Origin of the sequence: Rhizobium altiplani (assembly GCF_001542405.1) — a bacterium.
In the GTDB taxonomy this organism is placed as follows: Bacteria; Pseudomonadota; Alphaproteobacteria; order Rhizobiales; family Rhizobiaceae; genus Rhizobium; species Rhizobium altiplani.
Map to the genome: position 1 here is coordinate 1 of NZ_LNCD01000107.1, position 14,506 is coordinate 14,506.

The window sequence follows — 14,506 nt, forward strand, 5'->3', positions numbered from 1 at the left end:
TTCGGGAGCAGGTTTCTTCAACATGACCCAGTGAATCACAAACCCCTGGACGAGGCCAGGGGTTTGTCAGCAGTCTGAGGCCCCGTCTGCGACGGGGCCCATCCAGGTCGTTTTACCACGCCGCGCGCCAAGTGGGCAGAGTGCGGCGCAGCGCATCTACGCGCGATCAAGGGACCGCGCGTGTGCGGACGACGTTACATCCAGTAGGGAGGCACGCCGTAGTAGTCGTAAACTCGGCGGCCATTATCGTTGTACCAGGTGTCATCATCGTCCGCATAGCTCGGCGCGCCCTCGATCTGATCCTTCGTCAGATCGATGCGATAGCCATCCAACTGGGTATCGTAGGTCAGCTTTTCCCACGGCAGCGGATAGTGATCGTGGCCGATGCCCAAGAAGCCGCCGAATTCGAGTACGGCATAGGCAACGCGGCCATCCTGCTTGCCGAGGATCAATCGTTCAATAGAGCCAATATGCTTGCCATCGGCTCCATAGACGCGGGTCCCTTCCACGCGGTCGCTGGCAATCAGTGTCGGTGTGTCCTTCACATTTGGGTCACGGCGGGTTTTGTCAGCGTCCTGATGCAGCATGGTGCACCTCCTTTTGTTTCCTCGTGGTTGGCCCACGGAGAAAAAACGCTGCCCCGCACTCGATGTTCCCAATTTACTCACAGCAACCGCCAATACATGATTATTGACGTTTACGTTAAGGTTAGTGTAGCTCTATTCTCAGCTTGAACCATTCAGGCGATGACATAAGCTGCCGCGTTGGAAGATGGAGGATCGTCCAATCGGCTTGCCGGTGGGACCGGCCGGCAGCGACAGGGAGAGAGACCATATGAACAGCATTTCCGTCCATCCAGGCGGTGCGAAGCCCGAAAAGCCCTGGCTTGCGACCTATCCGAACAGCGTGCCGGCAGAGCTTCCACCGCTGGAATACGAATCGCTTGCGGAGCTGCTCGAGAAATCCTGCGCGCGCTATGCCAATCGCATCGCCTTTTCCAGCATGGGCAAGACGCTGACCTATGGCGAGCTTGAGAGCCAGACCCGCAAGATTGCAGCGTGGCTGCAGAGCATCGGCCTCGAGAAGGGTGACCGCGTTGCCGTCATGATGCCGAACGTTCTGCAGAATCCGGTCGCCGTTTACGGGATCCTGCGGGCCGGCTTCGTGGTCGTGAATGTCAATCCGCTCTACACACCGCGCGAACTGGAACATCAGCTGCGCGACTCGGGCGCCAAGGCCATCTTCGTGCTCGAAAACTTCGCGCGAACGGTCGAGCAGGTACTGGTCAAAACCGATGTGCGCCATGTCGTCGTCACGTCGCTCGGCGAGATGCTGGGCGCCAAGGGGCTGATCGTCAATCTGCTCGTGCGCAGGGTCAAGAAGCTCGTTCCTTCATGGTCTATTGCGCAGCACAAGACCTTCAAGCAGGTGCTCGCGGAAGGTGCCGGCCAACCTTTCAAACTTGTAAGCCTGATGGGGGGCGACATCGCCTTTCTGCAATATACCGGTGGCACGACCGGCATTGCCAAGGGCGCGGTGCTGACGCACCGGAACCTGCTCTCCAACAAGCTGCAGCTCGAACTGTGGCTCCGATCGGCTTTCGACAAGAAGACGCGCCCAGAGGTTCTGAACTTCCTGTGTGCCCTGCCGCTCTATCATATCTTCGCACTGACGGTGAATTCGCTGATGGGCATGTCGCTCGGCGCCCACAATATCCTCGTCGCCAACCCGCGCGATATTCCGGCGCTGGTCAAGGAATTCGGCAGGGTGAAGGTCCACATCTTCCCCGGCCTCAACACACTCTTCAACGCGCTGATGAACAACGCCGATTTCGCCAAGCTCGACTTTTCCTCCATCGTGATGTCGCTCGGTGGCGGCATGGCGGTGCAACGACCGGTCGCCGAGCGCTGGATGAAGATCACCGGCTCCCATATCACCGAAGGCTATGGTCTCTCCGAGACATCGCCGGTCGCCACCGCCAACCGCTTCGATTCGGCAGAGTTCACCGGTTCCATCGGGCTACCGATTCCATCCACCGATCTCGACATTCGCGACGAGGACGGCAATTCGCTGCCGCTTGGTGAGATCGGCGAGATTTGTATCCGCGGCCCGCAGGTGATGGCTGGTTACTGGAACAAACCGGAGGAGACCGCCCGCGTGATGACGCCGGACGGGTATTTCCGCAGCGGCGACATGGGCTTCATGGATGCGCGCGGCTACACCAAGATCGTCGACCGGAAGAAGGATATGATCCTTGTCTCCGGCTTCAACGTCTATCCGAACGAGATCGAAGAAGTGGCGGCGATGCATCCCGGCATCCTCGAGGCGGCGGCTGTCGGCATCCCCGACGGGCATTCCGGCGAAGCCGTGAAGCTCTTCGTGGTTCGCAAGGACCCGGCGTTGACGGAGGCAGACGTCAAGGCGCATTGCGCGGCAAACCTCACCAACTACAAGCGGCCGCGCTTCGTGGAATTCCGCACCGAACTGCCGAAAACGCCTGTCGGAAAAATCCTGCGCAAGGATCTGCGCGGCTAAGTTTGACGGTCGCGTGAAATTATGAGCCATCCGTTTGTTCGAATGGCTTTTTTGCGTTCCGAGAGGTCGCCGAACTTGATTTGCGCCCTACAAAGCGAATAGTTTCCGCGACCCTCTCGCCCTGCAAAGGAGCCTCCCATGAATGCCATCGTCGAACAATTGAAGAGCACTGCAGCCGCCAACAAGGCAACCGATCTGCGCGCCGCCTTTGCTGCCGACCCGCAGCGTTTCTCGCGCTTCAGCGTGTCGCTCGACGACCTCCTGATGGACTATTCCAAGACGGCCGTGAACGACGAGATCCTGGCTCTCCTGGTCAAGCTCGCGGAGACGGGCGGCGTTGAAGTCAAGCGTGACGAAATGTTCGCCGGCAAGGCGATCAACTTCACCGAAAACCGAGCCGTTCTGCACACGGCGCTACGCAACCGCTCCAATACGCCGGTGCTTGTCGACGGCAAGGATGTCATGCCTGATGTTAACGCCGTGCTTGCCGCCATGGGCAAATTCGCCGATGGCATCCGCTCCGGCAGTCTTAAGGGCGCGACCGGCAAGGCCATCACCGACGTCATCAACATCGGCATCGGCGGCTCTGACCTCGGCCCCGTGATGGCAACGCTGGCGCTGGCGCCCTTCCATGATGGACCGCGCGCGCATTTCGTTTCCAACATCGACGGCGCCCATATCGCCGACACGTTGAAGCTCGTTCAGCCCGAGACGACACTGTTCATCGTCGCCTCCAAGACCTTCACGACCGTAGAGACGATGACGAACGCGCAGACGGCGCGCAAGTTCATCGCCGACGCGCTCGGCGAGGCCGCCGTCCAGCATCATTTCGCTGCCGTTTCGACCGCACTCGACAAGGTCGCGGCCTTCGGCATCGAGAGCGAACGCGTCTTCGGCTTCTGGGACTGGGTGGGTGGCCGCTACTCCCTCTGGTCGGCGATCGGCCTGCCGATCATGATCGCCATCGGCCCGGAAAATTTCATCAAGTTTCTCGAGGGCGCCCATGCCGTCGACAACCACTTCCGCACCGCACCGATCACCAAGAACTTGCCCATGCTGCTCGGCCTGATCGGCTTCTATCACCGCAATGTACTCGGCTATCCGACCCGTGCCGTCCTGCCCTACGACCAGCGCCTGTCGCGCTTCCCGGCCTATCTGCAGCAGCTCGACATGGAATCGAACGGCAAGGGTGTCACGATCGACGGCACGCCCGTCGAGGGTAATTCCGGTCCTGTTGTCTGGGGCGAGCCCGGCACCAATGGCCAGCACGCCTTCTACCAGCTGATCCACCAGGGCACGAGCGTCATCCCGGCCGAATTCATGATCGCGGCGAACGCCTTCGAGCCAAATCTGCGCCACCAGCACGAGCTTCTGATATCGAATGTGCTTGCGCAGTCCGAAGCGCTGATGAAGGGCCGTACCTTCGACGAGGCGAAGAAGCAGCTGACCGACAAGGGCATGGACGACAAGAAGGCCGACTTCATCGCACCGCACCGTGTCTTCACCGGCAACCGCCCGTCGATCACTTTCGTCTACGATAAGCTGACGCCCTACGCGCTCGGTCGCCTGATCGCGCTCTATGAGCACCGAGTCTTCGTCGAAGGCGTGCTGTTCCGCATCAACTCTTTCGACCAGTGGGGCGTCGAACTCGGCAAGGAACTGGCGACTGGTCTGCTGCCTGTCGTGGAAGGCAAGGAAAGCGCTGCTGGCCACGACTCCTCGACGCAGGGCCTCGTTGCCGCACTGGCAAAACTTGCCAAGTAACAGAGCATTGAGATCAAAAAGCTCCCGCGGCTGGCCGCGGGAGCTTTACACAGACTGGGAATTGACTTGAGGGCTTAAAAGCCCGTCCTCTAGTTCGACCTCTTCGGGAAGCCTCGACATATCAGTCGATTGTGAACCTGAGTCGATCCGACGATGGCAGCGGCGACATCCGCGGCTAGTTCGTCATCTCCGCGACAGCGGACGAAGCCTTCAAGCACCACGAAATCGCCAAGCATTGAAACAACGATCTGCGTGCTGTCGAACTCCGATGACGCTTCCAGTGCGCACTTGACCGCGGCTTTGGTCGCCGCCGAACAATGTCCGGCTTCGACGCTGCTGAGCGACCAGCCTTGACCATCAACGCGTAGAACCATTTCTTCTCCTCCAACGTTAAACGCTGAAGCTACAGGCCGTAATATTAGCAGTCTATTAAGTATGACATGCGCCTGCATTTCTCTTGTGGTAGCGCTTGGTCAATGTCGAAATTCGGCTTCACGATGCGTCTTAGGTACATCGCTATGAGGAGGGGTTGAATGGATGTGACGGACGACGAGCTTCTGAATTTCGAGGCACATGGCGCAGCGCCCCTGCCAAGGCCGCAGCGCGAAGGCTTCGTCGAGAACGACGGCGCTCGCATCTGGTATGCGACCTACGGTTCCGGCCCAGCCGTGATCCTGCTGCATGGCGGGCTCGGCAATGCGGGGAACTGGGGCTATCAGGTGCCGGCACTGGTCGCCGCGGGCCGACAGGTCGTCGTTATCGACAGTCGCGGCCACGGCCGCAGCACGCGCGACATGCGCCCCTATCACTATGCCCAGATGGCAGGCGACGTTCTTGCGGTGATGGATTGCCTTGAGCTTACGAGGGCCGCCCTTGTCGGCTGGAGCGACGGGGCCTGTACGGCGCTGATCCTCGCCGACCAGCGGCCAGAGCGGGTGCCCGGTGTGTTTTTCTTCGCCTGCAACATGGATCCCAGTGGCACGCTTGAATTCAAGCCGACACCCGTCATCGATCGCTGCTTCAGTCGTCATCGGAAGGATTATCAGGCGCTATCCGCCACGCCCGATGCCTTCGAGAGCTTCGTGGGCGATGTGTCGAAGATGATGGCAAGCGAGCCAAACTATACGGCTACCGATCTCGCTGGCATCAAGGTGCCGGTCGCGGTCGTGCTCGGAGACAATGACGAGTTCATCAAGCGCGAGCACGCCGATTATCTGGTCCGCAGCATTCCCGATGCCGAACTCATCCTGCTTCCGGAGGTCAGCCATTTCGCGCCGCTGCAGCGGCCCGAGCACTTCAACCGCGAAGTGCTCGCCTTTCTCAATCGGCTATAGCCTGTCTCAGAGGCCGATTTCCCTCGCCCAGGGCGGATTGGCGCCGGCGCGCGAGACCGTGACGGCAGCGGCCTTGGCGCCAAGCGAAAGCGCGTTCTCCAGCGCCTTTTCGCTGAGCGAAGCGACCATTTCCTTGGTCAGGAGATTGTCGATCTTCAGCGAGGCAAGCACGCCGGCATCGAAGGTGTCGCCGGCGCCAACGGTATCGACGACGGTGACGCGCTCGCTCGGCACGGTGACCTTGCGCTCGTTGGTGTAGCCCGAAGCGCCCTCGGCACCCTTGGTGATGACCACGAGCTTGGCGCCCTGCTTCAGCCAGTAGGCCGCCAGGTCGTCATGGCTGCCTTCGAGGCCGAACCACTCCAGATCCTCGTCAGAGAATTTCAGGATGTCGGACTTGGACGCCATGCGCTTGATGCGCTCCATATGGGCGTCCTTGTTCTTGATGAAGCCCGGGCGGATGTTCGGATCGAGCGAAATCACCCGCTTGTCGCATTCGCGGTCGAGCAGCGCCTCATAGGTCTCGCCGCAGGGGCTCGGGATGAGACTGATCGCGCCGAAATGCAACGCCTCGCAATCGTCGCCGAGGACAGGCAGATCGTCGGTCGTGATCATGCGCCCGGCCGTGCCTTCGTCGTAGAAGGCATAGGTTGCCTGGCCGTTGACCAGCTTGACGAAGGCGACCGTCGACGGGCGTGGGGTGATGGCGCAGAGGCTGAAGTCGACATTGCTCGCCTTCAGCGTATCGCGCAGGATTTCGCCCATCATGTCGTCGGCGAGGCCGGTGAAGAAGGCTGTCGGAATGCCGAGGCGTCCGAGTGCGATCGCCGTGTTGAAGATCGCGCCCCCTGCGTATGGGGCAAAGCCCTTCTCGCCCAGAGTCGTCTCCCGCGGCAGCATGTCAATCAGCGCTTCGCCACAGCACAAAATCATTCCGGCCTCCCAAGCATTACGATCCATCGATGCTCAAATCGATTAGATAATTTCGTGGCAAAAGCAAAGCGCCGCGACGCAATTCTTCATTCAAAGTGATGAAATGCCGCCATTGCGTCCCGACCAGGCGAGCGGCGCATCGAGGAAGGCTTCGACTTCGCTCAAGGTTTTCTCGTCGAACAGCTTCTGCGCCTTGGCAACCGCAAGCACATCGCGCCAGGTGGCGATGTAGTGCAGCTTCACCTTGCCATCGGCAAAGCGCAGCGCGCCTTCATCGAAAATACCGTAATAGAACAGGGCGATACCATGATCGACCACGCCGCCAGCAGCCCTGACGGCATCGATGAACTTGAACATGCTGCCGCCTGCCGTCGTCAGGTCCTCGATGACGAGGACGCGTGAGCCCTCCGGCATGTTGCCTTCAATCTGCGCGTTGCGGCCATGACCCTTCGGCTGCTTGCGGACATAGATCATCGGCAGGCTGAGGCGATCGGCGAGAAGGGCTGCAAATGGGATGCCCGCAGTCTCGCCACCCGCCACGCAATCGAACTGCTCGAAACCGGCTTCGCGCAGAACGACGCTGGCGGCGAAATCCATCACGGTCGAGCGCACGCGCGGAAAGGAGAGCAGCTTGCGGCAATCGATATAGACCGGGCTCGCCATGCCGGAGGCGAATTTGTAGGGCTGCGCTGCATTGAAGTGCACCGCCTTGATCTCCCAGAGCATCTTCGCCACGAGTTCCGCCATTACGGCGCGGTCGGTGAATGTCGTCTGGATCATCGCTCTCTCCTTTGGTCAAGTTTATGGGCCAATAGCAGCAAGCGCGGCGGTTTTCCAGAACGGCGAGCGATTCCACGCCGTCGATGAGGGCAAAAAGCGCGACAGCGCTTGAAGACGTCGGCCGGGCATCCGTCCAGAGGTGCCTGAAGGCACCGCCTTCGTTGCGCTGAGCCAGCAATGCATCAATTCTTTCAGTTATTTGCGCTTGCGCGCCGGCACGGCGGCGATATCGTCACGTCATGGAGCATATTGAGGTTTTTCGGCGGCTCGGCGTCGCCCTTGCTATTGGCCTGCTCGTCGGGGTCGAGCGGGGATGGCAGGAGCGCGACATTCGCGCTGGCGGAAGAGCGGCGGGCATCCGGACGTTCGGCCTTACCGGTTTTCTCGGCGGAATAGCCGGAACGCTTCAAGCGATGACCGGCCCATTTTTGCCTGCGACGATCGCCGTGCTTCTGGGGGCCATTTACATTGCCGGCAAGTGGCAGGAGACGAAGGAAAACGAAGACTACAGCATCACCTCGGTCGTGGCCGCCCTGGTGGTGTTCGGGCTCGGCTTTCTGGCAGCTGTCGGCGACATCGTTACCGCGGCAGCCGGCGGTGTCGCAACGACGGTCATTCTTGCGGCTCGCCATAGCCTGCATGGCTTCCTCAGAGGATTGACGTGGGTGGAGCTCCGCTCGGCGCTGGTGCTGCTTGCAATGACCGTCATCGCCTTGCCGCTGTTGCCTAACAGGGCGTTGGATCCCTGGGGCGCGCTCAACCCCTACTCGCTCTGGCTGCTGACGATCACCATCGCAGCCCTGTCCTTCGCCGGCTATGCCGCCATTCGATTGATGGGCCCGGGCCGTGGCGTTCTGCTGGCAGGTGCCGCGGGCGGGCTTGTCTCGTCCACCGCCTTGACGCTTTCCTTCGCCCGCTATTCGGCGCAGGCGCCGGAGGGCGCACGCCACCTTGCGGCAGGGGCGGGCATTGCCGGCGCCCTCTCCTTCGCCCGCGTTCTCGTCATCGCCAGCGCGCTTTCCTTCACCTTGCTGGCGCCCCTCGCCGCCGCGCTGGTCCCTGCAATCATCGGTTTCCTGGCAGCGGCGCTGTTTTCGGTCTGGCGTTCGGAGACCGCGACAAAGGCGCCGGAGATCGACCTCAAGAACCCCTTCGAGCTCACCACGGTCATTTCCTTTGCTCTGCTGCTCGGCCTGATCAGTCTCGTGTCGAAGATCGCGATCGAATATGTCGGCCCGTCCGCGCTCTTCGTCGTGGCGGCGATCTCCGGCCTCGTCGACGTCGATGCCATCACGCTATCCACCGCGCGCCTCGCCGGCTCGACGATCGACGTGATTGGGGCGGCTGACGTCATTTTGATCGCCGTCGCGGTCAACGCGGTGACAAAGGTGGTGCTTGCCTTCACCGCCGGCCGGCGGGAGTACGCAATGGCGCTCGGGCTGGCTTCGGTCGTGGCGGTCGCGCTCGGAGCCATCGGCTATTTCGCGGCGCGCAGCTTTTTGCCGGCCTGAAGCAATTGGACCGGTGTGACCAGTTCCACCAGTCGCCGTGACTACGACAACCGGCCGATATCGATCGGGAGCATTCGCTGATAAAGCGCAATCGCAGCCCGTCCCTCGGTATCATCCAGCGAGATCGCATAGCGGACGGCGGCTGCCAGCAGCTGCATGGTCAGCCTGGCAATGGCGACAAGTTCGCCCTTGCTCCGCCCTGGTTCCAGCGTGGCGAGAACCGAAAGCAACGCCTGGGCATGAAACTCCATGTCCTCGGCATCGATCTGTTGCAGTAGCCGATCGGCCTGGGTGGCGACCCAGATATCGCGCATCACCGGCTCTTGCCGGAAAAAGTCGTAATACTGGTCGGCGATGTTACAAAGTGCCTGCCGCAGCGTCGCCGCGTCCCTTACCGCCGCAAGCTCGGCTTCGACGCAGGCTTTGCCCTGCTCGTTGAAGCGTTCGGCCAGTGTGCGGATGATCGAGCTTTTGTCCGGGAAATACTGGTAGAGCGCCCCGAAGGATAGCTCTGCCTTTTCAACGATCTCGCTCATCTTCAGCGCATCGCTGCCATTCATTTCGATGAGCTCGAGCGCCACCGAAAGGATCTTCTCGAAGCGCTCCCGCCCGCGCTTCTGCTGCGGAATCCGGCGCGGTTGGCCGGTTGATTCCGGCTGTCTTCTGCGGCTCACGGAAACCTTTTCGCCCATTCCACTCTCCGTTTTTCCTTGACGATGAAAATAAGAGAGCTTATCTCATTTTACAAATGAGAGATTTTCTCTTGTTTTGCCGGAGGAGTATTCTTATGCGGCATTCCATTCTCATCGACGCGCGGGACCCAGTAATTTTCGACCGCCCCGCCAAGGATTTTCGGCCCCATCTGCGTGATGCTGCCGCCAATGGCCCGTGGAGGATATGAACATGACACTGGTTCTCTGGATCGTTCTGGCGGCTGCTGCGATCGGCAGCGGCCTCGTCGCCGGCATCTTCTTTGCCTTTTCGACCTTCATCATGACGTCGTTCGCCCGCATTCCCGCCGAACAGGGCATAGCGGCCATGAACTCCATCAACGTCACGATCGTGCGTTCGCCCTTCATGCTGCTTTTCGTGCCGACCGTGGTCCTCTGCCTTGTGATCGCTGCCTTCGCATTCTTCAACTGGCGCGAAGGCATCAGCGTCTGGATGCTGGCCGGAGCGGTGCTCTATATCTTTGCATCGTTCCTCTCGACGATCGTCTTCAACGTGCCGATGAACGACGCGCTGGCGAAAGTCGGTGGTGGCGGCGCCGAGGCGACCGCGCTCTGGGCGAGCTATCTCAAGGATTGGACGTGGTGGAACCATGTGAGGACAATCGCCTCGCTGCTCGCATCCATGGCCTTCGTCCGCGCCTTGATGCTCATCTAAACGGGAGGGACTGCAGTACGCGCGTTCTCAGACAGTTTGCCGCCCTCAAAGAAGGGCGGCAGAAAATTGCGTGTTAATAGAAAGCTCTAGCGCTCGACATCCCAGTGGAGCGGGAACATTGGATCGAAAACCGTAACGGAGCCCGCGCCGGTTTCGATCTTGGCGGGAAAACTGACGGGGTCGTTACGCTTGACCAGCGTTATTCTCTCTTCATTGACCGGCAGGCCATACCAGGCAGGTCCATTCAGCGACGCGAAGGCTTCGAGCTTGTCGAGCGCATTCTCCTGCTCGAAGACATGCGCAAGGCAGCTCATCGTATTGATCGAAGTATAGATGCCGGCGCAGCCGCAGGCACATTCCTTCAAGGGATCGACATGCGGCGCCGAATCCGTACCGAGGAAGAAGCGCGGATCGCCGCTTGTTGCAGCGGCACGCAGCGCAAGACGATGGTTTTCGCGCTTGGCCACCGGCAGGCAATAGTAATGCGGGCGAATGCCGCCGACGAGGATGGCGTTGCGGTTGATGATCAGGTGGTGGGTGGTGATCGAGCCTGCGAGACCACCCTTCGCGGACTTGATGTAGTCGATGCCGTCCTTCGTGGTGACGTGCTCCATCGTCACCTTGAGTTCGGGCAAGCGTTTGCGGATCGGATCGAGCACCGTCTCGATGAACACCGCTTCACGGTCAAAGATGTCGACCTCAGGCGTCGTCACCTCGCCGTGGACGCAGAGCGGCAAGCCGATCTTGGCCATGCGCTCCAGCACCGGCATCGCCTTTTCGATATCACGCACCCCGCCATGTGAATTGGTCGTGGCACCGGCCGGGTAGAGCTTGACCGCCGTGATCAGCCCGCTCGTCTTGCCGGCCTCGACATCATCGGGATTCGTATGCTCCGTCAGGTAAAGCGTCATCAACGGCTGGAACTTGTCGCCCTTCGGCAGCGCCGCCATGATGCGGCTGCGATAGGCTTCGGCGTCCGCCGTGGTCACCACCGGCGGCACGAGGTTCGGCATGATGATCGCGCGGGCAAAGTCGCGGCTGCTATCGCCGATCACACCTTCCAGCATGGCGCCGTCCCGCAGGTGCAGGTGCCAATCATCGGGGCGACGGATGGTGATCGATTGCATGCGCTGGAACTCCGGGGGCTGGCCTATAAGGTTCAGCCCTGCGCATTATCACCCCGAAGCGGGCCATGGCAAACACTTTGCCCGCGACACTCAGGCTGGTGCCGCACCATATTCGTTGGCGCCGGGCGTGCCGGGGGTGAGATACCACACGAGCAGAACGATCCAGCCCACCAGCGGAATGATGCCGACGAGAATCCACCAGCCGGAGCGGCCGATATCATGGAGGCGGCGGACCGCCACGCCGAGACCCGGAAGCAGCACGGCAAGGCCATAGACGGCGCCGAGTATTTCGCGGCCGAAGAGAAGATAGTCGACGGCGCCCAGAATCACCGAGGCGATGACGTTGAAGAGCGCAAACCACCAAAATTCCGGGCGACCGGCGCGGCCGCTGAAAACCGCGTATTTAGAGAAGACTGATGAGACTGCTTCCGTGAAACTCATGCGCTCTTCCTTCATGTCCACACAGGGTGCCAAACCGCAAAAGTTGTATGAAGGTGAGCCTGCAACGATTCCATCAGGCGATGCAAGTCCCGGCATTCAGCCAGACCGCCAGACAGGTCAGGCGATCTCGAGCGTCACATCGGCCCTGCGGCGATTGCCAAGGATCAATCGACCATTAGGCAAATCGTTTCCGTAAACCTTGGCGCTCGCTTCTTCCTCTGTCAGCTTGTAGCCGCGCCAACGCGCCCACAGCCGTTCCTCGAGCACCTCGATCGGCGGGGCGAGCATGACAGAGTAGTCGAAGATACCTTCGAGCTCTGCCCATTTGCCCTGGCTGAAGAGCAGGTAATTGCCCTCGACGATAATGAAGCGATGCTCCGGCGAAACCACACGCGCCGAGGCGATGGCGATTTCCCTGGACCGGTCAAAGACAGGGATCAGCACGTCCTGGTCGGCGGGACGCACGGCCCGGATGATATCGAGAAAGCCCCTGACGTCGAAGGTTTCCGGGATACCCTTGCGCGCCAGAAGACCGCGTTCAATGAGGATGGCATTGTCCATGTGGAAGCCATCCATCGGCAGGACCTCGGCCGTTTCGCCCCTGGCTTTCAGGGCGTCGGCCAGGTTGTCCGCCATGGTGGACTTGCCAGCGCCGGGCGGGCCGGCGATGGCGATCAGGAAGCGCTTGGTGTCACCGGCGCGATCGATGACCTCGCCGGCGATTTCATCGATCGTTGCACTCATGCGGCAACCGGCTCCGTCGGAGCGGCTTTGGCGCCGGTCATGAAGGCGACCGCATCGGACATCGTGTATTCCTTCGGATTGATGACCGTCAGGCGACGACCGAGCCGGTGGATATGGATACGGTCGGCAACCTCGAAGACATGCGGCATGTTGTGCGAGATCAGCACGATCGGCAGACCGCGCGAGCGCACGTCGAGGATCAGTTCCAGAACCCGCCGGCTTTCCTTAACGCCGAGAGCCGCCGTCGGTTCGTCCATGATAACCACCTTCGAGCCGAAGGCGGCCGCACGCGCCACCGCCACACCCTGGCGCTGGCCGCCCGAGAGCGTTTCCACCGCCTGGTTTATGTTCTGGATGGTCATCAGGCCGAGTTCGGTAAGCTTGGCACGGGCCGTCTTTTCCATCGCCTTATGATCGAGCTTGCGCAGGTATTGCCCCATAAAGCCCGGCTTGCGGATTTCACGGCCAAGGAACATGTTGTCGGCAATCGATAGTGCCGGCGAAAGAGCCAGGTTCTGATAGACCGTCTCGATACCCGCCTTGCGGGCGTCGATCGGCGAACGGAAATGCACCGCCTGTCCTTCCAGGCGGATTTCGCCTTCGTCCGGACGGACAGCCCCGGAGATCGCCTTGATGAGCGAGGATTTGCCGGCGCCGTTGTCGCCGATAACGGCAAGGATTTCGCCTGGGTAGAGATCGAAGTCGGCATGATCGAGGGCCGTGACTCGGCCATAACGTTTGACGAGGCCGCGTGCGGTGAGAATCGGTTCCTGAGCCATCAGCCTGCTACCTTTCTAATCCACTGGTCAATCGCGACGGCAGCAATGATGAGCACGCCGATCAAGAGATAAGTCCACTGCACGTCTGTGCCGAGCAGGCGCAGACCGAGCGAGAAGACGCCGACGATCAGCGCGCCGAAGAGCATGCCGAGGATCGAGCCGCGCCCGCCGAAGAGCGAGATACCGCCGATGACAACCGCCGTAATGGATTCGATATTGGCGAACTGGCCCGCGGTCGGAGAGACGGAACCAAGCCGGCCGATCAAGGCCCAGCCGGCGAGCGCACAGATCACGCCCGAAAGAACGTAGACGGAAATCAGCATGCGCTTGACGTTGACGCCGGATAGTTGCGCCGCTTCCGGATCGTCGCCGACTGCATAGAGATGCCGGCCCCATGCCGTGTGGTTGAGCACGTACCAGAGCAGAGCCACCAGCAGCACCATGACGATGACGCCATAGGTGAGAACCGCACCGCCGAAACGGAACGTGTTGCCGAAGAACTGCAGCATCGGTGCCGTCGCCTCGATGTCCTGCGCCCGGATCGTCTCATTGGCCGAATAGAGGAAATTGGTCGCCAGCACGATCTGCCACATGCCGAGCGTGACGATGAACGGCGGAAGCTTCATGCGTGCGACGAGCACCCCGTTGATATAGCCGCAGAGCGCGCCGAGGGCGAAGCCGCAGAGAATGGCGATGCTCGGCGGAAAGCCGTAGCGGAAGACGAACTGCCCCATCACGACGGAAGAGAGCACCATGATGGCGCCAACCGACAGATCGATGCCGGCGGTCATGATGACCAGCGTCTGGGCCGCGCCGACGATGCCGGTAATCGCGACCTGCTGCAGGATCAGCGTCAGCGCGAATGCTGAGAAGAACTTGCTGCCAAGCATGGCTCCGAAGATGATCAGCGACAGTACCAGCACGATCAGCGAGACGGCCGAAGGGCTGGAATGCAGGAAATGCTGAAACTTCTGAAGGGCCGTCCGGTCATGTGTGTCGAACGAGGCGACCTCGGTCGAGCTTTCCTTGAGAACTTTTTCGTATTCGTGGTGCGGTGCGGCTGTTGTAGGCTCGCTCATGGATCTTTCTCCCGCCTGACCCGCGCTTTCGGGGGCGCATCGCTGCCCCGCTTCCAGCGTGAGTTATTTTAGCTCTTTCGAATAAGCTGCACC

Annotated in this window: 15 protein-coding genes; 5 read left to right on the forward strand and 10 right to left on the reverse strand. The window is 60.8% G+C overall.

The genetic code is table 11. The annotated features are described in order from the left end of the window. Window positions 1–194 precede the first annotated feature (194 nt). Window positions 195–587 (reverse strand): PRC-barrel domain-containing protein, encoded by a 393-nt coding sequence (locus AS026_RS26490; protein ID WP_018857676.1) that lies wholly within the window; start codon window positions 585–587, stop codon window positions 195–197. A 247-nt stretch (window positions 588–834) separates the two neighbouring features. Between AS026_RS26490 and AS026_RS26495 the strand changes: the two genes are divergently transcribed. Further along, window positions 835–2,535: a long-chain fatty acid--CoA ligase gene (locus tag AS026_RS26495; protein ID WP_062372900.1), complete on the forward strand. Its 1,701-nt coding sequence runs from the start codon at window positions 835–837 to the stop codon at window positions 2,533–2,535. 138 nt (window positions 2,536–2,673) lie between these two features. Then, window positions 2,674–4,299, forward strand: a complete 1,626-nt coding sequence (pgi, locus tag AS026_RS26500; protein WP_062372903.1) for a glucose-6-phosphate isomerase — start codon at window positions 2,674–2,676, stop codon at window positions 4,297–4,299. 89 nt (window positions 4,300–4,388) lie between these two features. On the opposite strand, the gene AS026_RS26505 is transcribed toward pgi, so the two are convergent. After that, window positions 4,389–4,673, reverse strand: a complete 285-nt coding sequence (locus AS026_RS26505) for a BON domain-containing protein (RefSeq protein WP_018857679.1) — start codon at window positions 4,671–4,673, stop codon at window positions 4,389–4,391. 159 nt (window positions 4,674–4,832) lie between these two features. Here AS026_RS26505 and AS026_RS26510 point away from each other — a divergent pair, with 159 nt between their 5' ends. Beyond that, entirely contained in the window at window positions 4,833–5,633 is an 801-nt protein-coding gene (locus AS026_RS26510) for an alpha/beta fold hydrolase (RefSeq protein WP_062372905.1), read from the forward strand. A 6-nt stretch (window positions 5,634–5,639) separates the two neighbouring features. Here the strand turns inward: AS026_RS26510 and AS026_RS26515 are convergent, their stop codons facing one another. Beyond that, window positions 5,640–6,566, reverse strand: coding sequence for a carbohydrate kinase family protein (locus tag AS026_RS26515; RefSeq protein WP_062372908.1), 927 nt, complete (start codon window positions 6,564–6,566; stop codon window positions 5,640–5,642). A gap of 90 nt (window positions 6,567–6,656) precedes the next feature. Next, window positions 6,657–7,346, reverse strand: a complete 690-nt coding sequence (locus AS026_RS26520) for an orotate phosphoribosyltransferase (protein ID WP_025658768.1) — start codon at window positions 7,344–7,346, stop codon at window positions 6,657–6,659. A gap of 239 nt (window positions 7,347–7,585) precedes the next feature. Between AS026_RS26520 and AS026_RS26525 the strand changes: the two genes are divergently transcribed. Beyond that, window positions 7,586–8,857, forward strand: coding sequence for an MgtC/SapB family protein (locus AS026_RS26525; RefSeq protein ID WP_062372913.1), 1,272 nt, complete (start codon window positions 7,586–7,588; stop codon window positions 8,855–8,857). A gap of 41 nt (window positions 8,858–8,898) precedes the next feature. On the opposite strand, the gene AS026_RS26530 is transcribed toward AS026_RS26525, so the two are convergent. Beyond that, window positions 8,899–9,549, reverse strand: a complete 651-nt coding sequence (locus tag AS026_RS26530) for a TetR/AcrR family transcriptional regulator (RefSeq protein WP_062372916.1) — start codon at window positions 9,547–9,549, stop codon at window positions 8,899–8,901. Between the two features lie 205 nt (window positions 9,550–9,754). Here AS026_RS26530 and AS026_RS26535 point away from each other — a divergent pair, with 205 nt between their 5' ends. Further along, window positions 9,755–10,243 carry an anthrone oxygenase family protein gene (locus AS026_RS26535; RefSeq protein ID WP_425349832.1) on the forward strand — a complete coding sequence of 163 codons (489 nt, stop codon included), beginning with the start codon at window positions 9,755–9,757 and terminating at the stop codon, window positions 10,241–10,243. Between the two features lie 86 nt (window positions 10,244–10,329). Here the strand turns inward: AS026_RS26535 and pyrC are convergent, their stop codons facing one another. The 5 genes from pyrC to AS026_RS26560 all read right to left on the reverse strand — a co-directional run bounded on the left by pyrC (window position 10,330) and on the right by AS026_RS26560 (window position 14,413). After that, complete coding sequence (pyrC, locus tag AS026_RS26540; RefSeq protein ID WP_062372922.1) at window positions 10,330–11,370, reverse strand: dihydroorotase; 1,041 nt, start codon at window positions 11,368–11,370, stop codon at window positions 10,330–10,332. A 90-nt stretch (window positions 11,371–11,460) separates the two neighbouring features. Further along, window positions 11,461–11,811: a DUF805 domain-containing protein gene (locus AS026_RS26545; RefSeq protein ID WP_062372925.1), complete on the reverse strand. Its 351-nt coding sequence runs from the start codon at window positions 11,809–11,811 to the stop codon at window positions 11,461–11,463. Window positions 11,812–11,928: 117 nt separating this feature from the next. Beyond that, on the reverse strand, window positions 11,929–12,555 hold the full coding sequence (locus AS026_RS26550; protein WP_018857688.1) for a nucleoside triphosphate hydrolase: 627 nt from the start codon (window positions 12,553–12,555) through the stop codon (window positions 11,929–11,931). Next, a complete protein-coding gene (locus AS026_RS26555; protein WP_062372930.1) occupies window positions 12,552–13,334 on the reverse strand; it encodes an ATP-binding cassette domain-containing protein in 783 nt (260 codons plus the stop codon). The genes AS026_RS26550 and AS026_RS26555 overlap by 4 nt, the downstream gene beginning before the upstream one ends. After that, complete coding sequence (locus AS026_RS26560) at window positions 13,334–14,413, reverse strand: ABC transporter permease (RefSeq protein ID WP_062372933.1); 1,080 nt, start codon at window positions 14,411–14,413, stop codon at window positions 13,334–13,336. The genes AS026_RS26555 and AS026_RS26560 overlap by 1 nt, the downstream gene beginning before the upstream one ends. Window positions 14,414–14,506 lie beyond the last annotated feature (93 nt).